The 24084-nt window shown below is 48.1% G+C and carries 23 protein-coding genes; 9 read left to right on the top strand and 14 right to left on the bottom strand.

The annotated features are described in order from the left end of the window. Positions 1 to 32 precede the first annotated feature (32 nt). Entirely contained in the window at positions 33 to 845 is an 813-nt protein-coding gene (gene minD / locus HGT71_RS02225) for a septum site-determining protein MinD (protein WP_099822771.1), read from the top strand. Between the two features lie 3 nt (positions 846 to 848). Next, positions 849 to 1118 (top strand): cell division topological specificity factor MinE, encoded by a 270-nt coding sequence (gene minE / locus HGT71_RS02230; protein ID WP_062812076.1) that lies wholly within the window; start codon positions 849 to 851, stop codon positions 1116 to 1118. 38 nt (positions 1119 to 1156) lie between these two features. Here minE and rnd read toward each other — a convergent pair whose 3' ends face one another. From rnd to yoaA, 5 genes are all read right to left on the bottom strand, one after another. Then, a complete protein-coding gene (gene rnd, locus HGT71_RS02235) occupies positions 1157 to 2281 on the bottom strand; it encodes a ribonuclease D (protein WP_214216336.1) in 1125 nt (374 codons plus the stop codon). A gap of 38 nt (positions 2282 to 2319) precedes the next feature. Then, complete coding sequence (locus HGT71_RS02240) at positions 2320 to 3987, bottom strand: AMP-binding protein (RefSeq protein WP_214216516.1); 1668 nt, start codon at positions 3985 to 3987, stop codon at positions 2320 to 2322. Positions 3988 to 4130: 143 nt separating this feature from the next. Then, the gene (locus tag HGT71_RS02245; protein ID WP_214216337.1) at positions 4131 to 4715 is read right to left on the bottom strand and encodes a Slp family lipoprotein; all 585 of its coding nucleotides are present in this window, start codon (positions 4713 to 4715) and stop codon (positions 4131 to 4133) included. 63 nt (positions 4716 to 4778) lie between these two features. Then, positions 4779 to 5507 carry a tRNA (adenosine(37)-N6)-threonylcarbamoyltransferase complex dimerization subunit type 1 TsaB gene (tsaB, locus tag HGT71_RS02250; protein ID WP_241595065.1) on the bottom strand — a complete coding sequence of 243 codons (729 nt, stop codon included), beginning with the start codon at positions 5505 to 5507 and terminating at the stop codon, positions 4779 to 4781. A 59-nt stretch (positions 5508 to 5566) separates the two neighbouring features. Continuing rightward, on the bottom strand, positions 5567 to 7468 hold the full coding sequence (gene yoaA / locus HGT71_RS02255; protein WP_214216338.1) for a DNA repair helicase YoaA: 1902 nt from the start codon (positions 7466 to 7468) through the stop codon (positions 5567 to 5569). A gap of 97 nt (positions 7469 to 7565) precedes the next feature. On the opposite strand from yoaA, the gene HGT71_RS02260 reads away from it, so the two are divergent. Beyond that, positions 7566 to 7910, top strand: coding sequence for a RidA family protein (locus tag HGT71_RS02260; RefSeq protein ID WP_214216339.1), 345 nt, complete (start codon positions 7566 to 7568; stop codon positions 7908 to 7910). Between the two features lie 8 nt (positions 7911 to 7918). Here the strand turns inward: HGT71_RS02260 and HGT71_RS02265 are convergent, their stop codons facing one another. Next, positions 7919 to 8101 (bottom strand): YoaH family protein, encoded by a 183-nt coding sequence (locus HGT71_RS02265; RefSeq protein ID WP_048913128.1) that lies wholly within the window; start codon positions 8099 to 8101, stop codon positions 7919 to 7921. A gap of 17 nt (positions 8102 to 8118) precedes the next feature. On the opposite strand from HGT71_RS02265, the gene pabB reads away from it, so the two are divergent. The 3 genes from pabB (at position 8119) to HGT71_RS02280 (ending at position 11552) form a co-directional block, all read left to right on the top strand. Further along, positions 8119 to 9492 carry an aminodeoxychorismate synthase component 1 gene (pabB, locus tag HGT71_RS02270; protein ID WP_214216340.1) on the top strand — a complete coding sequence of 458 codons (1374 nt, stop codon included), beginning with the start codon at positions 8119 to 8121 and terminating at the stop codon, positions 9490 to 9492. Further along, on the top strand, positions 9485 to 10039 hold the full coding sequence (locus HGT71_RS02275) for a CoA pyrophosphatase (protein ID WP_214216341.1): 555 nt from the start codon (positions 9485 to 9487) through the stop codon (positions 10037 to 10039). Before pabB ends, HGT71_RS02275 begins: the two co-directional genes overlap by 8 nt. 148 nt (positions 10040 to 10187) lie before the next feature. Beyond that, on the top strand, positions 10188 to 11552 hold the full coding sequence (locus HGT71_RS02280) for an L-serine ammonia-lyase (RefSeq protein ID WP_214216342.1): 1365 nt from the start codon (positions 10188 to 10190) through the stop codon (positions 11550 to 11552). A 43-nt stretch (positions 11553 to 11595) separates the two neighbouring features. Here HGT71_RS02280 and HGT71_RS02285 read toward each other — a convergent pair whose 3' ends face one another. The 4 genes from HGT71_RS02285 to HGT71_RS02300 form a co-directional block, all read right to left on the bottom strand. After that, complete coding sequence (locus HGT71_RS02285; protein ID WP_214216343.1) at positions 11596 to 13164, bottom strand: TerC family protein; 1569 nt, start codon at positions 13162 to 13164, stop codon at positions 11596 to 11598. A gap of 226 nt (positions 13165 to 13390) precedes the next feature. Beyond that, a complete protein-coding gene (gene rlmA, locus HGT71_RS02290; protein ID WP_214216520.1) occupies positions 13391 to 14200 on the bottom strand; it encodes a 23S rRNA (guanine(745)-N(1))-methyltransferase in 810 nt (269 codons plus the stop codon). A 107-nt stretch (positions 14201 to 14307) separates the two neighbouring features. Then, a complete protein-coding gene (gene cspE / locus HGT71_RS02295; protein ID WP_001062678.1) occupies positions 14308 to 14517 on the bottom strand; it encodes a transcription antiterminator/RNA stability regulator CspE in 210 nt (69 codons plus the stop codon). A gap of 334 nt (positions 14518 to 14851) precedes the next feature. Then, complete coding sequence (locus HGT71_RS02300; RefSeq protein WP_214216344.1) at positions 14852 to 15142, bottom strand: YebO family protein; 291 nt, start codon at positions 15140 to 15142, stop codon at positions 14852 to 14854. Positions 15143 to 15314: 172 nt separating this feature from the next. Between HGT71_RS02300 and HGT71_RS02305 the strand changes: the two genes are divergently transcribed. Then, positions 15315 to 15539, top strand: coding sequence for a YobH family protein (locus tag HGT71_RS02305; RefSeq protein ID WP_214216345.1), 225 nt, complete (start codon positions 15315 to 15317; stop codon positions 15537 to 15539). Between the two features lie 7 nt (positions 15540 to 15546). Here the strand turns inward: HGT71_RS02305 and htpX are convergent, their stop codons facing one another. The 4 genes from htpX to HGT71_RS02325 form a co-directional block, all read right to left on the bottom strand. Further along, a complete protein-coding gene (htpX, locus tag HGT71_RS02310; protein WP_048913140.1) occupies positions 15547 to 16425 on the bottom strand; it encodes a protease HtpX in 879 nt (292 codons plus the stop codon). Between the two features lie 216 nt (positions 16426 to 16641). Beyond that, positions 16642 to 18687: a carboxy terminal-processing peptidase gene (gene prc / locus HGT71_RS02315; RefSeq protein WP_214216346.1), complete on the bottom strand. Its 2046-nt coding sequence runs from the start codon at positions 18685 to 18687 to the stop codon at positions 16642 to 16644. 19 nt (positions 18688 to 18706) lie between these two features. Then, positions 18707 to 19378: an RNA chaperone ProQ gene (proQ, locus tag HGT71_RS02320; protein WP_048913142.1), complete on the bottom strand. Its 672-nt coding sequence runs from the start codon at positions 19376 to 19378 to the stop codon at positions 18707 to 18709. Positions 19379 to 19457: 79 nt separating this feature from the next. Then, positions 19458 to 19973: a GAF domain-containing protein gene (locus HGT71_RS02325; RefSeq protein WP_214216347.1), complete on the bottom strand. Its 516-nt coding sequence runs from the start codon at positions 19971 to 19973 to the stop codon at positions 19458 to 19460. 201 nt (positions 19974 to 20174) lie between these two features. On the opposite strand from HGT71_RS02325, the gene yebS reads away from it, so the two are divergent. Together yebS and HGT71_RS02335 are read left to right on the top strand one after the other, a co-directional pair. Next, entirely contained in the window at positions 20175 to 21419 is a 1245-nt protein-coding gene (gene yebS, locus HGT71_RS02330) for a membrane integrity lipid transport subunit YebS (RefSeq protein ID WP_214216348.1), read from the top strand. Continuing rightward, positions 21388 to 24021, top strand: a complete 2634-nt coding sequence (locus HGT71_RS02335; RefSeq protein WP_214216350.1) for a PqiB family protein — start codon at positions 21388 to 21390, stop codon at positions 24019 to 24021. Before yebS ends, HGT71_RS02335 begins: the two co-directional genes overlap by 32 nt. Positions 24022 to 24084: the final 63 nt, after the last annotated feature.

Raw genomic sequence — 24084 nt, forward strand, 5'->3', positions numbered from 1 at the left:
CCCCTTTTCTTAAGTTAAGGAAATCAAGAAATATGGCACGCATAATTGTAGTTACATCAGGTAAAGGGGGCGTTGGCAAAACCACGTCAAGCGCAGCCATCGCAACGGGTCTCGCCCGTAAAGGAAAAAAAACAGTCGTTATCGATTTCGATATCGGTCTTCGTAATCTTGACCTTATCATGGGCTGTGAACGCCGTGTGGTCTATGATTTCGTCAATGTTATTCAAGGTGATGCAACCTTGAATCAAGCACTTATCAAAGATAAGCGCACTGAGACATTGTATATCCTCCCCGCTTCACAAACGCGCGATAAAGACGCTTTAAACTACGAAGGCGTTGAAAAAGTTCTGAATGAATTAAAGAAAATGAACTTTGACTTTATCGTCTGCGATTCGCCAGCAGGGATTGAGACGGGGGCCTTAATGGCGTTGTATTTCGCTGACGAAGCGATCATTACGACTAACCCTGAAGTATCCTCTGTACGTGACTCAGACCGTATCTTGGGCATCATTGCTTCCAAGTCTCGCCGTGCTGAGAAAGGTGAAACACCTGTCAAAGAACATCTGTTATTAACCCGTTATAACGCGGGCCGAGTTAACCGCGGCGACATGTTAAGCATGGAAGATGTATTAGAGATTTTACATATTCCTCTGGTCGGCGTGATCCCGGAAGACCAATCTGTACTGCGTGCCTCTAACCAAGGTGAGCCAGTGATTCTTGATGAAGAGTCTGATGCGGGTCGTGCATACAGTGATACGGTCGAACGCTTGCTCGGCGAAGAACGTCCCTTCCGCTTTATTGAAGAAGAGAAGAAGGGTTTCCTAAAACGCCTGTTTGGGGGATAAACCATGGCGCTGTTAGATTTCTTTTTATCCCGAAAAAAAAATACCGCGAATATCGCGAAAGAACGCTTACAAATCATCGTTGCTGAACGTCGCCGTGGAGATAGCGAACCGCATTATCTGCCACAGTTGAAGCGCGATATTTTAGAAGTTATCTGTAAATACGTGAAGATCGATCCTGATATGGTAACGGTACAACTCGATCAGAAAGGAGAAGATATCTCCATTCTCGAGCTTAATGTCACCTTACCTGAAGCGGAAGAAGCGGAAAAATAGTGGTTAAGAAAGAGCGGTTATTCACCGCTCTTCCTCACTTAATATTGCGCTAATATCTTCTTAAGGGGGGTCGTTAATAACTCCCCACGCCATCCATAAAGTAATTCCGGTTGCGTATCGCTTGGCTTTAATTTCCAATGAGCGCTAATCAATTGATTGATCTGACGACGGGAAGCTAACATCTCTTGGCTATACCCACTGCTTACGCTGACCTGCTTTACCGCCTCTTTTAACTGTGCAAAAAGCTGGCGATAATGGGGGATTTCAATAATATTTTTTACTGGTCGAGGCAAGTCTTTCTCGTCAACGGCTTCACCTTGCTTGACCAACTTTAATAAAGTATCGCCGTGAAAACGTATTTCAGGCCCTATCGCCCCTAGCTCCCTTAGCTCTGCTAAAGATGATGGGCTAAAGCGCGCCGTCTTCCACAGTAGCTCTTCTTTCACCACGAAGTTCACCGCCATATTATGCTGCCGCGCATAGCCTAATCGCCATTCAGCTAAATATTGCAGTATGGCTAGCTGCCGAGGCGTTAATTGCCAAGCTTGTGAAATATCTATATAGGCTAAGCGTGGCTCAACGGTAATCTGACGTCTAAGAATTTGTAATGCGCACTCGCTTTCAATATAGGCGAGTTGCCCTTCTGCCACCGCTCGTTGATGGAGCTGTTGGGCGATAGGCAATAAATACTCGACGTCTGCTGCCGCATATTGACACTGTTTTTCGGTTAACGGACGGGCTAACCAATCCGTTCTCGATTCACTCTTATCCAGCTGGATCCCGGTATACTGTGCAACCATTGCGGCGAAGCCCCAAGATGAAGGATTACCCAGAAAGGCTGCCATAATTTGTGTGTCGAGCATAGGTGTTGGCACCACCCCGAAGCGGTTTAAAAACACCTCAAGATCTTCACCGCCAGCATGCAGGTATTTGGTCACATTTTTATCGGTTAGCACCTCTACAAAGGGTTGCCAATCAGTAATCTGCAACGGATCTATTAAACTTACGTGCTGACCATCATAAAGCTGAATTAATCCCAGTAATGGGAAATAAGTACGTGTACGGACAAATTCAGTGTCCAAAGCGATCGCATCGACTTTACGTGCCTCTTCGCAACAGTCACTCAATTGACGATCGGTCTCTATATAACGATAACTTAGCATAATTTCTCTCTGTTACAGGGTTCCACCGTCGCCAGCTGTCATTTCTCAGGCTGTACGACTGTGGTGAGCGCATGGCGTAAAACTTTACCTAAAGGGTTCTTAGGTAACGTATCGCGAAATTCAATAATTTTAGGGACTTTATACCCTGTCAGCTGCTCACGGCAGTGACGAATAATCTGGGCCTCGGTCAAACTTACTTCCTTACGTACCACAAATACTTTCACCGCTTCGCCACTGACTTCGCTAGTAACCCCCACCGCTACCGCTTCGCTAATAAGGGGATGTTCGTCAAGCACAGCTTCGATTTCACTGGGGTAAACGTTGAATCCCGAAACAATAATAATATCTTTCTTTCGATCCACCAGTTTCAGTAGACCTTGCTCGGTAATGAGGGCGATATCACCGGTATGGAACCATCCCTCGGTATCGATAACCGAAGACGTCTCCTGCGAATGCCGCCAATAACCTTTCATCACCTGCGGCCCCTTGACACAAAGCTCCCCCGGTTGCCCCACGGGTACCGGAGACCCCTGTTCATCAAGGAGGACGATCTCGGTCGAAGCGATAGGTAATCCGATGGTGCCGGTGTGTTGCTGTATTGATAGCGGGTTGACCGCCACCAGCGGCGAGCATTCGGTTAGCCCATACCCTTCAATAATCGGGACACCCGTCAAACTCTGCCACTGCTCGGCAACATGACTCTGAATCGGCATACCTCCGGCCACACTGATCTTCAGTGCAGAGAAATCCAATTGGCGAAAGCCCGAGTGATTCAGTAACCGCGCATACAGCGTATTGACCCCGGAGAGCACCGAAAAGTTTATCTTTTTCAGCGAGGCTACCCAGCTATCCATATCAAGAGGATTGGTAATTAATAGATTACTTGCTCCCTGTTCGACAAATAATAAGCAGTTAATCATCAACGCAAAAATATGGTACAGCGGCAGAACGCTAACAATTTTCTCTTGGCCGGGTACCAATAAGTCGCCGTATACCGATTTAATCTGCTCAATGTTGGCGAGTAGATTCCCATGAGTCAGCATCGCGCCTTTTGCTACACCCGTGGTACCGCCGGTATATTGCAGAAGGGCGATATCGTTCAAACCGATAACCGGGCGTTGATAAGGCAGGTCTTGACCCTGTGTCAGACAATCACGATAGGATTGATGGGCGATCTGCCACTTCGGTACCTTTTTCTTGATGTAGTGCAGCGTAAAATGAATCACCTTACGCCGTAGTGGCGAGTGCTCATCGCCCAGCTCACTGACAATAACATGCTTAACCGGGCTGTCTGTCATCACTTGCTGCACGGTGTGTGCAAAATTACTGAGAATAACGAGGGTATCGATGCCACTATCGTGCAGTTGATGGCGTAACTCACGCGCGGTATAGAGAGGATTGATATTCACCACAATGGCACCACAACGGATGATGGCGAATAGCGCGATAGGATATTGCAAACAATTAGGTAACATGAGGCCGATTCGTTGACCCGCAACAACCCCGACCTGATGTTGAAAGTAGGCAGCTAATGCCCTGCTCCGCTTATCCAGCTCGCGATAGCTTAACGACGCCCCAAGGTTAATGAAAGCTGTGTGCTCGGGATAACGCGCGACCGCCGTCTCGAACATATCCAGGAGTGAATCGTAACGCTGAGTAAAAGTGTTTTCAGCATTAAGTCGAGAAACGCCTCGGGGTGAAGCCATTCCTCGACTTACTGCTGGAGACTGCTGACTATTCATCAAAAATGAAACTCCTTATTGTTAAGCTCGGTGAAGTTACCTTCAGCCCTCACCATTCTTCCATAAAAAAACCGGCCACCTTCGGCGACCGGCTGACACAGTATATCCTATTCGGACAGGAAAGTTTGCACAGGCATTGGCCCCTGCATTGAGTAGCCCCACCACGGGTCAATGAACCCCCGGCGGCCATAGCGCGGACCGTACCACAGCCATGGATCCATCGGCATCGGTGGCGTCATGACTTGCTGAGTGAGGTGCCATCGTTGGTAACCCGACACGCTGATAACCAAAAAGGTATAGCTTTGATCACCAATTTTACCGGGAGTGACGCGCTGTATGTTTCCAAGAACGGTCACGTATTGATTAGAAAGCTCTGCCGGATCGACGAAACTGGGGATATCAGCATATAAACGCCCCAGAGACGCTGCCCCAAGTATTGGCCGAGCGCCATCGTCGAGCGGTTGTACCATCAACTCGACACGGGTGACATTATCATGATTGGTCACCTTAACGACTTTGCCGCCAAAGCGCGATTCTTGGCCCATATAAAGGCTTGGTGCATTCATTACGCGTGTAAAATCTTGTTGCGGTAACGGTGCGTTACCTTGAATCGATTTTGGAATAGAGACGCAACCCGTTAAGAAAACGAGGGGCAAAAGACAAGCCAATACAGCACGGTGATAATATTTCATAACGCACTCCCAATCAGACTGAGACAATAGACAGATTGATGGCTAAATAGTTTCCAAAACAACTCAACGCCCAGGTAACTTTTTCCACGTCACTTCATTACGCAGATATATAGGCTCAATTTCCGCGGGATGGATAAGGTGACCCGCTTGTAACTGACGATAAGCTAAGGGTAGCATATCTTCCGCTTGAGGTAGCAGGCTCTCACTCTCCTGTAACGCCAGCGTATGTCCCGCGCGTAACTCAGGGTAAGCCTGCCAACCGGTTCCCGCCGTCATCCATTCACCTGTTAGGCTGTGCATTTTCTCCACTGCAACCTGAGGCGAAAGCACCTGTTCAGTCTCTTTACCTTGCCAAACCCCTTGCTCATCCCGTTGGTAGATAGCCCAGTAGACTTCCCCCATTCGCGCATCAATTGCAACCAAGACTTTCTCTGCTTGATGCCGACGCCAAGCCCCCTCGGCTAGCGCTTCAAGGCTAGAAATACCGATCAGCGATAGTTGCGCACCATAGGCTAAACCTTGGGCAATACCAATTCCAATCCGCACGCCGGTAAAGCTACCGGGTCCTAGGCAACAGACCAGAGCATCCAACTGCTGCAAAGTGAGTTGCTGGTCTCGCAGTGCGTGTTCGACCATGGGGAGAATACGCTGGGTATGCTCACGAGGCGTTAGCGCAAATTGGGCCTCGATCTGCCCCTGATTTAGTAAAGCGACTGAGCAGGCTTCAGTGGCCGTGTCCAAGGCTAAAAGTCGAGTGTCGAGAGAATAATCAGTCATTAAAGTTGTCTTCATCATATACCGTATTTCTTGGCCGCAAGTGTACACAGAGTTGGCGGAGAGTGAAAGCCAGCTTACTGCCGCTGGATAAAATCGAGTACCACATCAAGATCACGGGTGCGGGGACATTCCGGCAGACTTTTCACAAAAACCTCACCATAAGGCCGCGTGACTAAGCGACTGTCACAGATAATCAGTACCCCTCGATCCTGCTCATCACGGATCAACCGACCCACCCCCTGTTTTAGGGCGATGACGGCATCGGGAAGTTGCACATGGTAAAAGGGATCATTACCTTTAAGCTGTGCGTCTTCCATTCGGGCCTTTAATAAGGGATCTTCAGGCGATGCAAAAGGTAACTTATCGATGATCACCATGGAGAGCGCCTCGCCCCGTACATCCACCCCTTCCCAAAAACTACTGGTAGCAATCAATAACGCATTACCCGCGGCCAGAAACTGTTCAAGTAGCTGGCCTTTGCTGGTTTCTCCTTGGAGCAGTACCGGGCGTTCAATAGTTTCGCGAAAAAGGACAGCCAGCTCACGCATCATCTGGTATGAGGTACACAAAAAGAAGCATCGTCCATCGTTCGCTTCTATCAGCGGTGTTAAGCGTGATACTAATTGCTGGGCAGTGCGTGACTGACGCGTTTCGGCCAAGTAGCGCGGTACGCACAATAACGTTTGCTGCGCGTAATTGAACGGGCTTTCCAACATTAGCTGTTGGGCTTGTTGTACCCCTAACCGTTCAGCGAAGTGATTCATCTCACCATTAACGGCCAGTGTCGCCGAAGTGAATACCCAACTGGTCTTACGGGCCTTAATGATCTCTTGAAACCGTTCAGCCACGCTCAAGGGGGTCAAGGCTAGCGTAAAGTGGTAACGGCTGCATTCATACCAATAGCTAAAACCCGGCTCTTGGGTATTATTCAGCCGCTTTAGACGATTGCGATATTGCCCGGCACGATCAAAGGCTGCATCAAGTAGTGCACTGCGTCCAAGGTTAAGCTTACTAACGTCATAACATAACTCCAAAGCATCATCGAGAAGGCGTAGCATCCGCTGTTGCGAGGGATCCGCGAGTAATGTACGTAGGTTTCCCCTAAATCCCGGCTCCCCTAAAACGAGCCGAAAGTCTTGAGTGGCTTGGGCCAATCGATCGGCCGCCTTTTGTAACTGGGTGACCTCCCGCACTTCGGTGCGGTAAGCGATGGTAATATCACGTGCTAAATCTTGTAATTGCCGACTCGTCAGCTGCTGTCCGAAATACTGACTGGCGATATCGGGTAGCTGATGGGCTTCATCGAATACCATAACGTCAGCCTCAGGGATCAGTTCGCCAAATCCCCCCTCTTTCACCACAAGATCCGCTAAAAAAAGATGGTGGTTAACGACGACAATATCCGCATCTAGCGCGCGTTTACGCGCCTTCACCACATAGCACTGCTCATATTGCGGGCAGTCGCTACCTAAACAGTTATCGTTAGTACTCGTCACCAGCGGCCATAATGGGCTATCTTCAGGCACTGCCGCACACTGGCTGGTGTCGCCCTCTTGCGTCATGCTGGCCCATGCTCGCACATTGACCAGTTCAGAGAGCTGTTGAACCGGAAGATCCCCCCCCGCGCTATTTTGGGCGTCGAGCCGTTCTAGGCAAAGGTAATTACTGCGCCCTTTGAGGATGGCGGTTTTACCACGAAACTTCAGCGCATTAACGATGGTCGGCAGGTCACGATGATAAAGTTGATCCTGAAGCGCTCGCGAGCCAGTGGATATGATGGCCTTCTTTCCCGAGCGCAGCGCGGGAACCAAATAAGCATAGGTTTTCCCTGTCCCCGTACCGGCTTCAACTAATAACGTCGAGTTATCTTGTACGGCATCACTGATCGCCTTAGCCATAATCTGCTGCGCGTGACGCGCGCGAAATCCGGGGATAGCCTGCGCTAAATTGCCCTCTTGTGAAAAATCGTCGGTCAAACTAACTCCTTCGACGAGGCTGTCCTGATGGGATTGAGGATTAGAGATGACATTTTTACTCGCTTATGTCAGGCTGACCCCAAAAAAGGAGACACTCATGACTATTCAACGCCTCGATCCTGAACATCGTATGTCCGAAGCCGTAATCTATAATCAAACTGTCTATTACACCAGTGTACCGGAAAATCTTGACGCTGATGCGTTTGCTCAAACTGAAAATGCATTAGCGGTTATCGACAGAATCTTGGCTCGGGTGGGCAGTGATAAATCAAAAGTCCTCGACGCGACCATTTTTCTCACTGACCATGCTGACTTTGCAGCGATGAACCAAGCATGGGATGCATGGGTCTCGCCTGGCAATGCCCCTGTGCGCTGTACCGTATTGGCTGGGCTGGTCGATCCCCGTTATAAAGTTGAGATAAAAATTATCGCCGCTTTATAACCGATAACTTATTCATCATCATCTTCTTCAAAGCGGGCCAGTTGCGGCTCGCCTTGGTAATTTTCACGAATTTCTTGTGCAACTTGAGAAATCGCTTGACCACTTGATAGACCTTCAGACATTAATTGCTGAATTCGCTCGACCGCTTGTTGCTGTTGTTGATGCGATAATGCCGGTAATCCGTTGAACATTAAGAACCTCTTGAGTTATGACGCTTAAATCACCTGAATGTATCTCGCTATCTTATCATCAAGCTGCCGCGGAGACATGGTTTTCCAACCTCGCGCAATTACCGTGGGCGATGCTTCTTAGCTCAGCCCAATCGCCTCACACCGATGCTCAGTTTGATATCCTCACCGCCGACCCTCTGGTCACACTCTCGACCTGGGGGCAAGAAACAGTGATTGAAGAAGATGGCCATACACGCAGTTCTTTAGCTGATCCGTTATTACTGGTTGAGCAAGCGTTAATGCGTTTGCCTGAAGTCTCTCGACAAAACCTGCCTTTCTGCGGCGGTGCGCTAGGTCTGTGGGGCTACGATCTTGGCCGACGCTTTGAAGCGCTACCCTCACAAGCCGATTCCGATCTGAATTGCCCGGATATGGCGGTGGGTATTTATGATTGGGCGTTAATTGCCGATCATTCCGCGCAGCGCTTAACCTTGGTGAGCCTGACTGACGCGCAACAACGGCTCGCTTGGCTGACTGCACAGACGGCTACGCCAGTTGCACCCTTCACACTGACCAGTGACTGGCAAAGCAATATGGATGCGTCCCTTTACCGGCAAAAATTCGAACAGGTGCAAGCCTATATCTTGGCGGGAGATTGCTATCAGGTAAATTTAGCGCAACGCTTCAGCGCTAGCTATCAAGGTTGCGAATGGCAGGCTTATCAGGCGCTCAGCGACGCTAACCGTGCTCCGTTTAGTGCGTTCGTCCGTTTACCCAAATCGACGCTGATTTCTCTGTCGCCTGAGCGCTTTATCCGCGTCGAGGGAAGCCGGATTGAAACTAAACCGATTAAAGGGACGGTTGCGCGTAACTCTGATCCTCAGCGTGATCTTGCCCAACAACAGTGGTTGGCGCAATCCACTAAGAATCGTGCCGAGAATCTTATGATTGTCGATCTATTACGCAACGATATAGGACGTATTGCGTTACCGGGAAGTGTTGAGGTGCCTTCACTCTTCGCAATTGAATCTTTTCCTGCCGTGCATCACTTGGTTAGTACGGTAACGGGCACCCTTCCCAACACTGTCTCCCCCACAGACTTATTACGCGCCTGTTTTCCGGGCGGTTCCATAACGGGAGCGCCAAAGATTCGGGCAATGGCGATCATAGACGAACTAGAGCCTCATCGGCGTAATGCATGGTGTGGCAGTATTGGCTATATCAGCCGCTGCGGAAACATGGATACCAGTATCACTATTCGTACCTTGGTAGCAGAAAATCAACAGCTTTACTGTTCAGCTGGCGGCGGTGTGGTGGCTGACAGCGAATGGCAAGAGGAATATCAGGAAACCTTCCACAAAGTCAGTAAAATATTGCCTCTTCTCTCGGCATTGGGGCATGAAAATGAATAATAGCTTGTCTCGCTTTTTAAGCCATTACCTGCTGACGCCAATGCTACAGGACTCCCTGAGTAAGACATCTCATTCAGCGGCGGTATTGGTGCCCATCATTAACCATCCGCAAGGTCCCACCTTACTCTTTACTCGACGCAGCCGCCAGCTGCGCCACCATCCTGGGCAAGTGGCTTTTCCGGGGGGAAAACGCGACCAGACAGACCACTCTTTGTATCAGACCGCGCTACGTGAAACCTATGAGGAGGTCGGTATTGCTCCTCAGTTTATCGAAAAAGTGGGTGAACTCCCCACGGTAAATAGCCGCACGGGTCATTGTGTGAAACCCTTTCTCGCCTTAGTGCAACCCGGTTTTCGTCTTAACCTTAATCGCGATGAGGTCGCAGAGGTCTTCGAGGTTCCTCTACTGCACTTGGTCGAGCCAAATCATTATATCAGCTTACCTTTCGGCCCACGGCAAGTTCATTTTCTTCCTTATGGTTCACACCTGATTTGGGGAATGACAGCCAATATCCTCCTTCATCTGACGGGTAAAGCCGCCCCTTAATGGCCTTGTGCACCACACGATAAATATTAATGATATTTTTGTGAGTGCGAGGCGTTTCACTCTCTTTTTACTCTAGCAATGGTATAATCACCGCTGTTTAGCCCTAGTTGTAGGGTATTTAGCTTTCGTCGATGCAAGGTAACGCCACGTGATTAGTGTTTTTGATATGTTTAAAATCGGTATTGGTCCGTCGAGCTCTCATACTGTCGGTCCCATGAAAGCCGGAAAGTTTTTTGTCGACATGTTAAGTGCCCAACAGCTATTGAGTCAGACAACCCGCGTCACTGTCGATATTTACGGTTCTCTCTCCCTAACTGGAAAAGGCCACCACACCGATACCGCCATTATTATGGGATTGGCGGGGGAATCACCGGATACAGTTAATATCGATACCATTCCGACGTTCCTCGCCGATGCACGCGCGCGCCAGCGACTTATTTTAGCGCTCGGTGAACATGAGATTGCGTTTGATGAACAGGAAGACCTGTTATTCCATTCGACGGCGCTATCATTGCACGAAAATGGATTAACCTTTACGGCTTGGCAAGAAGACAAACTGTTGGTCTCTCAGACCTATTATTCCATTGGCGGCGGTTTTATTGTCGAAGAATCACAATTCGGCCAGCCGGTGTTGAACACCGTTACCGTTCCCTATCCTTTCCACTCCGCTTTAGAGATGTTAGACGCTTGCCATCAGACCGGGCTTTCCTTATCCGGGTTGGTGATGAAAAACGAGCTAGCGCTGCATTCGAAGCAGGAAATCAATGAGTACTTTTCCGCTATCTGGGCCGCGATGCAAGCTTGCATCGATCGTGGACTCAATACTGAAGGCGTGTTACCGGGGCCGCTCAGAGTACCGCGCAGAGCCGCCCCGCTACGCCGCCTATTGGTAGCTAATCATCGCCATAATAATGATCCGATGAATGTTATTGACTGGGTAAATATGTTCGCCTTAGCCGTCAATGAAGAAAACGCGGCAGGCGGACGCGTGGTCACTGCACCGACAAATGGAGCGTGCGGTATCGTCCCAGCGGTGCTGGCGTATTACGATCAATTTGTAGAACCTGTCACACCCGATATTGCCCGCCACTATTTCTTAGCCTCGGGGGCAATCGGGATTCTTTACAAGATGAATGCTTCGATTTCTGGTGCGGAAGTCGGTTGCCAAGGCGAAGTTGGCGTGGCGTGTTCGATGGCTGCGGCCGGACTGGCCGAACTGTTAGGTGCTAGTCCAGAGCAGGTCTGCGTGGCCGCAGAGATTGGTATGGAACATAATCTGGGCTTAACCTGTGATCCTGTCGCCGGACAGGTACAGGTGCCCTGTATCGAGCGTAACGCCATTGCAGCGGTTAAAGCGATCAATGCTGCCAGAATGGCGCTGCGTCGTACCAGCCAAGCTCGCGTCTCACTGGATAAAGTTATCGAGACGATGTACGAAACGGGCAAGGATATGAATGCTAAATATCGAGAGACCTCTCGGGGTGGGCTCGCGATAAAAGTACAGTGTGACTAACAAAAAAGAGGCCGATTTAATCGGCCTCTTTTTTGTTACCCTTTTAGAGAACGTCTTCGCTCTCAGTGCCAGCCTGCCGCTTACTGGCCCGGACAAGCTCCACGCGGTAATCTTTGACTTTCAGAATGGTGAAGTCTAGTTCACCGATACTGATCACTTCACCCTCTACCGGTAACTGCCCAGCTTGGCCAATTAACAGTCCCGCTAGCGATGCATGTGAATGCGACTCGTCAACTAAGTCATAGACATTCAAGTGCTGCTCTAGGGAGTGAAGATCGGTACCGCCCTTCACTAGCCAAGCTTCACCTTCCGCCACAATATCTGGGGTTTCGTCTTCGTCCGGAAATTCTCCAGCGATAGCTTCGAGAACGTCTAGAGGGGTGACTAAGCCTTGCACGACACCAAATTCATTGGTGACCATCACGATACTGCCTTTAGCGCGACGGAGTACGGCCAGAAGATTGATAGGGTCCAAGGTTTCTGGAACAATCATCGCAGGCGTGCGGGCAGCAAAGGTGGCAACATCCAGTTCATGGTCTAGAGCGATCAATAGCTCTTTCGCCCTAACGACGCCTACAATTTCATCTAACTCACCGCGCGCCACAGGGAACAAGCTGTGAGGCGTATCTAATAACTGCACGCGAATATCATCGACCGATGCTTCTGCATCCACCCATGAGATTTGATTGCGCGGTGTCATAAGACTACGAATCGAGCGGGAAGCCAGTGTCAGCACCCCATTAATCATGAAGCGTTCTTCGTCTTTAAACGTCCGTGAGGCATGCGCATTCTCTTCCGTCGTTTCTCCCACGACTTCTGGGCTGGCGGTACGATAGCGACTTCCCATCAACCGTAAAATAGCGTCGGCAGTCCGTTCGCGCATAGGACGTCTCGCTTCGGATTTAAGAAAATTACGGCGCGCAATTTGGTTGAAAAATTCAATAATAATCGAGAAGCCAATCGCGGCGTACAGATAGCCTTTAGGAATATGGAAACCAAATCCTTCCGCCACTAAGCTCAAGCCAATCATTAATAAGAAGCTGAGGCAGAGCACTACCACCGTTGGGTGGGCATTAACAAAACGAGTCAGAGGTTTTGAAGCGATAAGCATCAAAATCATCGCAATAACGACAGCCGTCATCATTACCCACAGATGGCTGACCATCCCGACCGCCGTGACCACCGCATCCAGAGAAAAAACGGCATCGAGGATGACTATTTGGATCACAACCGCCCAGAACCCTGCATACCCCTTACTCTCTTGCTCTACTTCTCCCGAGCTTTCTAGCCGCTCATGCAATTCAGTGGTGGCTTTGAAGAGTAGAAATATTCCCCCCACCAACATAATCAGATCACGCGCAGAGAATGCAAATTGCGCAACGTGAAACAGCGGTTTCGTCAATGTGACCAGCCAAGACATCACTGAGAGCAGCAATAAACGCATAATTAATGCCAAACTTAGCCCAATGATACGGGCTTTGTCCCGCTGAGCGGGTGGCAATTTATCCGATAAAATCGCTACAAAGACTAGGTTATCAATGCCTAAAACAATCTCTAAAACGATTAAGGCAAGCAAACCAACCAATATCGAAGGGTCCAGCAAAAATTCCATTAGGCTTTCCTCTCGCTTGCAATAACCAGAAGAGTGTTAAGCTCTTGATGAGATAAAGGGTGAGTGCAGAGTAGTAACTGCGGTGTGGGAAATAGAAAAAGACCTCGGTGACGATCCATAATGTGGGATTAACCCTATACTCCTAGTTGTAGTAATAAACTGTACTTTATCAGGTGCAATCTATTCGTCAAAATGTTTGCTTACATTTACATTTTAACGAATCGCCTTACCCTTCAGTTCTTCGCCACACCGTAATTTTAAAATCTGTTTCGCACGCAAAACTGTCGCATTCCGCTAGCGTTTGCCAAACCTGCTCACTGGCTCGCCATGCAAAGGGGGTCATCTGCAGAAGCTGCGTTGCACTGGAGGCCGAAAGGGTTAAGGGATAATGCAATCTTTTCTCGAGTAAATACTCAAATCCTTCAAGCGCCTCTTCTTTCTCTTCATGCAATTGCACGTCTTGGTAGATCAATGCTTTGAATTGATAAAGATGACGCGCTGCGGGAGTGACTGTAATAAGGATACCGCCCGGGCATAAGGCCCTCATTAACTCTTCACCTTTGCTCGGTGCATAAATACGAATTATCGCCGCTAAAGAGGCCGCAGCAAATGGCAGACGGTAGCCCGATGCAACGCTGAACTGAATATGCGGATAGCGCTTAGCGGCTGATTTTATCGCGAACTTGGAGACATCCACACCATACACCTGGCGATCGGACTTGACCCATGCAGAGGTGTAATAACCTTCACCACAGCCTAAATCCACAATATTCGGTGCAGAGGTGACGAGTAAGTAGTGGTCCAGTAATTCAGCCACTTGGTCACGTAAAGGCTGGTAATGACCTTCCTCGAGAAATTGCCGACGTGCTTGGATCATCTCTGGGCTGTCGCCAGGGTCTTTAGACCCTTTATGCTGGACGGGCAGTAGATTGACATAACCCTCTTTTGCTCGGTCAAATCGATGGCGATTTTCACAAGCATAGCCATTTGACTCTGCAGACAAGGGGGAGTGACATAATGGACAAATATACAAAATTGGCTCCAGGCATAATCTGAGCCGCGCAGTTTACCGTTTTCAAAGGATAAACCAAAGAAAAATCCCCGCATGAGCGGGGATTTATAATTGCTTCGGTAAACCGAGAATTAGATAGCAGTAACGTTTACTGCTGCTGGACCTTTTTGTCCATCTTGAATTTCAAACTCAACGTTTTGGCCTTCAGCCAGAGTTTTGAAACCATTACCTTGGATTGCAGAGAAGTGTACGAATACATCTTTGCTACCGTCTGCAGGAGTGATGAAACCAAAACCTTTAGATTCGTTAAACCACTTAACCTGACCTTTAATCTTTGCCATTTTACCAATTCCTTTAAAATAATAGTTGCCCAGAGGCAGTTAACACAGAAAATCGAGAAATAGTGTGTGAAGTGGTTTTCTTAAATGGCAACAGACAAGACTAAGTGACCTTACTGACTCGTAACTGGTTTACCAAAAAACTTTACAACAACGGGCTGTTCTCGTTTATCCTAATAATTGTTATCACATATAACTTTATTAATGGCAAGGGCTTTTTTCCGAAAAGTTATTGATAAGCATTTTAAATATTTATCGTTAATTTTACGACTCTTTAAGACGATTAAAAATATTCCGCCCATTGCTACTGTCAACTAAGCAAACGCTTGCTAAATGCTTAGCGTTCTGCTCTAAAAGTGAGATGTGAAGGCTCCTCTACCGCAAGCTCAGGCGTGTTTTCGACGTCAGTTTCAGTCACCTCGGGTTCGCAGCTTAATTCAACCAACTGCTGTAACACTTTCGTTTGTTTACGCTGTTCGCGCAGTAAAGCTTCCAATAATAAAATCTGATCATTAGCTCTTACTGCTCTGCGCATTGAAATAAAAACCACGACACAGAAAAAGACCACTGCAATACCGAATAGCGCAGGTAACATATAGCTCCCACCGCCAGCGACCAATTCATTCATTTTTCAACCTGCTACCCATCTTTATTAAAATTGCGTTCATTCTACTCGCTCTACTCTACTTAATCATCAGGATTATTGTAGGGGATTCTTTCAGTTATCTCTTATCGATTATTGTAGCAGGCAAAGGCATGCTACTTCCCTAGCTCAAATTACTGACAGGAAATCGACAAGCATGCTAACGCGACTGTTAATCGTAGTTATCGGGGGTTGGGCGATAATGATGGTGTCGGATTATGGGATTTTGACCTACCGCGAAGCGGACAATACGGGGTTTAATCTGCGCTGTGAATATCTCACGGGTAAAGGTTTGATTAACGCCGATTATCTTTACGCTTCAGAGACAGCGCCAGAGCGCTGCCCCTTGTTACGAAAAACCAATGACAATATGGAAATGTGAAACCTAATTACTTGATATATTGACCTTGGCGCAGCGCCTCGATACGTTTATCGAGCGGTGGGTGCGACATAAAAAGATCGCTCAAGCTTTTCTGCTTACCGTTAATACAAAACGCAGCCATTGTGCCTGGCTCTTGTGGCTCGTAACTGGTTTTCAAACGCTCCAATGCCGCAATCATTTTTTCACGCCCCACTAACTTTGCAGATCCCGCATCGGCATGAAACTCACGATGACGCGAAAACCACATGGTAATGATGCTAGCGAGGATACCAAACACGAGTTCTAATACGGTGGCGACTGCAAAATAGACTAGAGGGTTACCGTTGCTACCCTCCTCTTCACGATCTGAGCTTAAGAAGCCCGATGCTACCTGCGCAATAATCCGTGAGATGAAAATAACAAAGGTATTCACTACCCCTTGAATCAGTGTCATGGTGACCATGTCACCGTTAGCGACGTGACTAATTTCGTGAGCAATAACGGCTTCTGCTTCATCACGATTCATGTTTTGCAACAAGCCGGTTGATACGGCAACTAAGGACGCATTTTTTCTCGCCCCCGTAGCAAAGGCATTAATATCGGGTGCGTGATAAATGGCAACCTGAGGCGTGGTAATTCCGACTTGTTGAGATTGCTGAGTCACCACCTGCATTAACCATCTTTCGGTTTCATTACGCGGTTGCTCGATGACTTCACCGCCTACTGAGCGCAACGCCATCCATTTAGACATTAGCAGTGAGATAAACGACCCGCCAAAGCCAAATAAGCCCGCCATAATCAGAAGGCCGGGAATACTGGCCGAACGAATGCCGGTTAAACTGAGAATGATACCGAACACCGCCATAACAGCGAGGTTAGTACAGAGGAACAACACGATACGCATCATAGACGTTTATATTTCCTTGAAGACAGAACCTGAACTTATTGGGCTCTATCCTAGGCTGTTACCGAGAGTTTTCAAGAGGCGAGCCAGTATATCCTACTGAAAAGACATAACTTTACATTTTGTCATACACTTCTCGCAGTTTGTCTGATTTAACTGACATGCTGAACGATCATTATAAAAAAACCCGCCGAAGCGGGTTTATCGTAGGCCTAAAAATTACTTCTTAGTCGCCGTTGAAGCAGGCGGGTTTTTACTCTCCGCGCTGGCAAGATCATTAGCAATCGCGACACTCTCATCGAGATAAGGGTCAGGCTCTTTATAGTCTTTCGGCAGTGCATCTAATGAAGTAAGCGGTTTTTTCCCTTCTGCTTGGAAACGCGCATTGATACGTTCTAAACGCAGCGTATCCTCTTCTTTATTCTCTTTTTGACGTTCCGCCAAGTTCAGCGACACAATATCCATCTTGTCTTTCATCGCATCGAAACGTTGAATATCTTTAATGATATATTGGAACTCACGATCTTTGGCAATACGCGCATCGTGCTCTTGACGTAACTGGGCGACGTAAGGCTGTAAGTCGGCGATAGGCGAGTAACTCGCTGCTTTGATGCTATCCCAAGGCAGAGCGTTATCCTCATATTTCTCACCGGTTTTAATCGCCTCAACTCCCGTCGGCATCAGAATATCCGGCGTGACACCTTTACGCTGTGTACTGCCGCCATTGATGCGGTAGAATTTCTGGATGGTGTATTGAACCGATCCTAATGCAGGCCAGTCTGGACGCAGCATTTGGTCATAAATACGATTCAATGAACGATATTGTTGAACCGTTCCTTTACCGAACGTCGGCTCGCCGACAATCAAGGCTCTACCGTAATCTTGCATCGCAGCAGAGAATATTTCAGAGGCCGAGGCACTGAATCTGTCCACCAGCACCACTAATGGGCCATTGTAATAAACCACCCCATCATCGTCACTGTCTTGATGAATATTACCGGTATTATCGCGAACTTGAACAACTGGACCTGACGGGATAAAGAGGCCTGAAAGCGATACCGCTTCAGTCAATGCACCACCACCGTTAGTCCGTAAGTCAATGACGATGCTATCGACATGTTGTTTCTGCAGTTTTTGCAACTGTACTTTAACATCATCAGTTAGGCCGACGTAGAAACCGGGAATGTCCAGTACGCCAACTTTGTTCTTACCGACTTGATGAACAGAACCCTGTACGGCACGGTCCTCTAAACGAATGCGTGCACGCGTCAGTGTGATAATACGCGTTTTGCTGCCTTTCGTTGCAGGCTGGATCTCTAAACGAACTTTACTTCCTTTAGGCCCTTTGATTTTTTCGACGATATCGTCAAGACGCCAACCCACGACATCTTCAATCGGTTGCCCGACTTGGCCGACACCGATAATTTTATCACCGATGCTCAATGCCTTGCTCCGTGCTGCTGGGCCGCCTGCAACCATCGAGTTAATCATCGCGTAATCATCATCCATCTGTAATACCGCCCCAATCCCTTCTAAGGATAGGCTCATTTCGGTATTAAACTGTTCAGTATTACGCGGTGAAAGGTAATTGGTATGGGGATCGATCTCATGCGCAAACGCATTCATAGCCGTTTGGAAAACATCTTCGCTAGTCGTCTGTGATACGCGACGTAACGCGGCATTATAGCGTCGTGTTAACGTATCGCGGATCTCTTGTTCGTTTTTCCCTGCGAGCTTTAAGGTGAGCTCGTCGTAGGTAACTTTCGCATCCCACAATTTATTCAGCTCATCGGTCGAGGTGGGCCACGGCGCTTTGCTCCGGTCCAAATCAATCGAATCATGGGAGGTAAAATTCATCGGTTTAGCTAATGCGCTCAGCGCATATTGTAAACGTTCGAAGCGACGACGCTGGGACAAGTTAAATAGCTGATAAAACGTATCGAGATTCCCAGACTCCAGTTCTTGGCCAACTTGCGACTTTTTGTCAGCAAATTGCGCGATATCGCTACTCAGCAGAATATTATGGCTGTAATCAATCATATTCAGATAACGGTCAAATATTTTATTCGAAAACGCGGTATCTAACGTAATTTGCCGATAATGCGACTGAGTAAAGCGTGCCGTAACACGCTGACTTACCGTAGCTTGTTGCGGTTGCTCTTGTAATTGTGGGATCTGATCTTCACGAGTGATTGGATCAGCAGCAAACGCCTTCCCCATAAACAGAGCGGCGACAAGTAAACTTACTTTAAAACTGGTGTTCATGCCTGGGTCACTCTCCGTTTCAGAACTGCAAATGTTCTGGGCGTACAATCATTGCCAGTCCTGACGCTAATTGAACCCGAACTCCCTCTTTGGAGATTTCAAGAACAGTAGCATCGACGGCACTCAGACCTGCTTTAACGCGAATCGGTTGCCCCACTTTCAGCACTGAAATATCAGTCACCGGTTTACCCTCAGCAGGGGATGATTGGCGTGAGTCGCTCTTAGGCTTGCGAGGTTTATTTTCCGTTGCGGACGCATTCTGTGCAGCAGGTTTACGAGCTGTAGGTTTGCGTGGGCGGCGCTCGGCTTTACCTGCGTCATCAGCTTTGGCTTCACTGCGTTGTTTTGCACGGTGTGCCGCAACGCGCGCTTTCGCTTCTTCCAGTTGCTGACGGGCATGCTCGACGTGTTGCTCTTCTAGCGTTCCACATGCATTACCGTCAAGATCAACGCGGGTCGCACCGGCTTTGATCCCGTAAAGGTAACGCCAGCTCGAAGTATAAACACGCAACGCTGAGCGAAGCTGAGTTTTACTCAAATTCATTTCAGCCGGAATACGTTCGACTAAATCCTGAAAAATACCGATTTTTAACGGTTTTGCTTCACCTTCTGCAATAAAACAGCTTGGAAATTGCTGTGAAAGGTATGCAATGACTTCTTTACTACTACTCAACTTAGGTTGATTTTCCATGAAATTTCCTGATTACAACGGTTTTGCCGACCAACGCAGGCATGAACAAGCGTCATTATAATGACTACAGCGCTAATTGCTATGCCTCAGCGAAATTACCTTTTAATTGTTGTAAAAAAAGAGAAATTTCAGTGGCTGAGAGTAAGGTCTCAAGCGTATTCACTACAGATTGAAGACCCGCTTCATCTTCATGATCAAAATGCGAAAAATGCGGACTATCGATATCTAACACACCGATAATTTCCCCATGACAACGCAGCGGCAAAACAATTTCACTATTACTGGCAGAATCGCAAGCGATATGGCCAGTAAATTGATGAACATCAGCGACTCGTTGCACGTCACCGGTCGCCACAGCTGTGCCACAAACGCCTTTCCCTACTGGGATACGAACGCAAGCTAACTTACCTTGAAACGGGCCAAGCACTAAGGTGTCTCGCTCACTGAGCAGGTAAAAACCCAGCCAATTTAACCCTGCCATTCTTTCGAACATTAATGCACTGCAATTCGCAAGAATAGGTAAAAAGGCTCGCTCACCGCTGTTAAGGGCGCCGAGATCTCGGGACAAATCTTGATAAAATTCTGACTTACTCATTTTCCAACCATACAGTGACATTGATGAATCGCGAAGGAACCTTGAACAAGTAAAAGAAATAGACATCGCATGGCGCTCAACTATGCTTATATTCTTATTCAGGGAACTTCTGATACATTACGCTTTCAACGACTATAGCAGACCTAATTACCTAACAATGAAAATTTTATGCTTTGTAACGATAATTACCGATAACGCGCGATGAAAATTACCGCTATCAGTTCCCCTGAAACCTTCACTGATCTCAAACGTTGTGTGGAGTGTGACCATGTATATCATCGCCCCATTTTAAAGGGGGATGAAGTTGCCTACTGCCCACGATGCCGAGTAAAAGTGGCGACGGGCAAAGACTGGTCTTTTTCCCGACTATGTTGCCTGGCCTGTTTAATGCTCTGTCTAATGCCTCTTGCTTGGACCCTCCCCCTTATTGAAATTCGCCTACTCGGCATGACGATCAGTGCCAGTATGCTGGCAGGGGTCATGCAGATGGTCGATCAGGGTGACATTCTCACTGCGGCAATGGTCTGTTTTTGTATCATTGGTACCCCGCTGGCGCTGGCGCTCAGTTTTGTCTACTTGACGGTAGGTAAACATTTGGGGATGAACCTACGTCCAGTTCTGTTGGTGTTAGATAAGCTCAAGGAGTGGATTATGTTCGATATCTACTTGATTGGGGTTATCGTTGCCGCGATCAAGGTTAAGGATTACGCAGATCTGTTTGCTGGCTATGGCTTAGTCGCTTTTATCAGCCTTACCCTGTTCTACCTTTTGTTGATTATCCATCTTGATGTCGAAAGTCTGTGGCATAAATTTTATCCGCAGCCACGCCAAGCCTTACGGCCTGAAGACGTAAAATGCTGTATCTATTGTCACTATAGTGGTCAAAATGATGATCGCGGGCGCTGTCCGCGCTGCCATGTCAAATGGGCACCGCGCATCCCTTATAGCTTACAGAAAGCTTGGGCAGCGTTAATCAGTTCGATTATTTTTCTTTTCCCAGCCAATCTCTTACCTATTTCAATCATCTATCTAAACGGTGCCCGTCAAGACGACACGATTTTCTCCGGAATTGTCTCACTCGCCAGTGGGAATATCCCGGTGGCGATGGTGGTCTTTACGGCAAGTATCTTGGTGCCGATCAGTAAAGTGATTATTTTGCTCGCACTGTTAATCAGCATTGCTATGCGCTGTGAGCAAGGCCTGAAAACTCGAGTGCGATTGCTGAGGGCGGTAAGATGGATTGGAAGATGGTCGATGCTCGATCTGTTTGTTATTTCGTTGATGATGTCACTGGTGGATCGTGATCAACTGCTTGCTTTCACTATGGGACCTGCCGCGCTTTATTTTGGTTCCGCTGTTTTTCTTACCATTCTATCCGTAGAATGGCTCGATAGCCGCTTACTCTGGGATGCCCATGCAACAGGAAACGCCGAATACACCGATTAGCGCCACGGTTAAGAAAAAGCGCCGTCTTTCTCCTTTTTGGTTTCTCCCCATCGTGGCTATCCTGATCACTGGGTGGCTTCTTTGGAAGAATTATCAAGAAAGTGGAACGACAATCACCATTAACTTCCATACGGCAGACGGTATTGTTCCTGGCCGCACGCCTATCCGCTATCAAGGCGTTGAAATTGGTACTGTGCAGGATATCGTTCTGACCAATAACTATCGCGTCATAAAAATTAAAGCCAGTATCAAAAGCAGTATGAAAGATGCACTGCGCGCGAACACGAAATTTTGGCTAGTCACCCCTCAGGCATCGTTGGCCGGGGTTTCAGGGTTAGATGCTTTGGTCGGCGGTAACTATATCGGTATGATGCCCGGAGATGGCGCCTCAACTGATAATTTCACTGCGTCTGATAGCCAGCCGAAAAATATCGTTAATAACGGTGGTCTGATCATCCAGCTCCACGCCAATGATTTAGGTTCACTTAACACCGGTTCTCAAGTCTATTATCAAAAAGTCCCTGTAGGCCGTGTTTATGATTACAGTTTTTCCCCACAAGGCAAAGGCGTTCTTATAGACGTACTGATTGAAAGACGCTACACGCAACTGGTAAAGAAAAATAGCCGGTTTTGGAACGTTTCAGGACTTCAGGCCAAATTGGGGGCATCAGGTGTAAATGTTAATCTCACCAGTGTTCCAGCGTTGATCAATGGCGCCATTGCCTTTGACTCGCCTCAAGACTCAGAGACAGCACGTAATCAACAGCGTTATGAACTCTATCCTAATCTTGCCGAAAGTCAGCGTGGGGTTAATTTTACCTTAAAGTTACCCAGTGCTGACAACCTCACCGCAGGTTCAACGGCGTTAATGTATCAAGGCTTGCAAGTCGGTACGCTCACTCACCTCAATCTTACCGACCATCAACATGTCACCGGCGAACTGACGGTCGATCCGAGCGTAGTCGGGCTGATGCGGACCGGAACACGTATCGAGATGCGCCAGCCTAGTTTACAAGGCGGAAACCTCTCCGTCGGTTCATTGCTGGCAGGGACTGTGTTGCAATTAATTCCAGGTGAAGGCGAAGCGGCAACCGAGTTTACCGTATTACCTGCCAGCCAATCACTCTTACAAGTTCCCAATAGCCTAACGCTTCAACTGACCGCACCGGAGAGCTACGGTATCGATGCAGGGCAACCTCTTATTCTTAATGGTGTGCCGATCGGTAAAATTGCACAACGCACTCTTACGGACCACGGCGTGGTGTTCCAAGTCTCGGTTGAACCGCAATATCGTCATTTTATTCATGCCGACAGCCAGTTTATTGCCGACAGTCAGATACGAATTCGCATGGGCCTCGATGGCTTGAAGATGGTGGGTGCACCGCCACAACAATGGATTCAAGGCGGTATTCGAGTAAATACCGGAGAGAAAGGTCAACCGAGCGCACGGTATCCTCTCTATGCTGACGACGATGCGGCAAAAGACAACACTCAGGGAGATAAGCCCTCGGTGACGTTGAAACTTATCGCCACAAGTTTACCGGATATTCAAGCGGGCAGCGTGGTACTTTATCGCCGTTACCAAGTCGGTGAAATTGTTGATATCACCCCGAATGCAGACAATTTTATTGTGTCTGTGCATATCGCACCGGAATACCGGAAACTGATCACCAATTCGAGTGTCTTCTGGGCCGAAGGGGGTGCGCGAGTTCAGTTTAATTCTAATGGTATCACCGTACAGGCCACCCCATTGAATCGTGCTTTAAAAGGTGCGATCAGCTTCGATAGCCTGTCAGGAGTCACTAAGCAGAAAGGTAAATATCGAGAGCTTTTTGCCAGCCGTAATGCGGCGAACGCGGTCGGCAGTCAAATTACTTTCCATACTTTCGATGGCAGTAAATTGGCTGCAGGGATGCCGATCAAATATCTAGGCATTAATGTTGGCCAAGTTGAGAGCCTGTCACTCAGCCAGAACTTACACCAAGTCGAGGCGAAAGCAGTGCTCTACCCTGAGTATGATCAACATTTCGCCCGCAGCGGTAGTCAATTTTCTGTGGTCTCACCGGAAATATCGTCAAATGGTGTCAACCACTTAGAATCACTGTTGCAGCCTTATGTTAACGTCGACCCAGGTACAGGCAGCATACGGCGCAGTTTCGAGCTGCAAGAAGATACCATTACCGATTCACGCTACTTAGATGGTTTGAACGTCTATGTCGATGCGCCAGATGCGGGAACCCTTACCGTCGGTACACCAGTACTCTATCGCGGTGTTGAGGTCGGTACCGTCACTGGCACCTCTCTGGGGAACTTAGCCGATCGGGTACAGATAGCGATGCGTATCAGTACACGTTATCAGCACCTGGTACGTAATAACTCCGTATTTTGGCTGGCCTCTGGCTACTCGCTCGATTTTGGTCTGACCGGTGGTGTGGTCAAAACAGGAACCTTCCAACAATTTATTCGTGGAGGTATTCAATTTGCGACACCACCGACTGTCCCGCTAGCCCCTGAAGCGGAATCGAATAAACACTTCCTATTACGCGATGAAGCGCCAGATGGTTGGCAAAAGTGGGGAACGGCTATTCCTCGCCAAGAATAATCGCTACTACACGGGCAGAATTCCTGCCCGTGTTCATGCTAAACTAAGCTTTTGCCGCCATGG

It is taken from the genome of Rosenbergiella epipactidis, from assembly GCF_018494055.1.
GTDB lineage: Bacteria > Pseudomonadota > Gammaproteobacteria > Enterobacterales > Enterobacteriaceae > Rosenbergiella > Rosenbergiella epipactidis.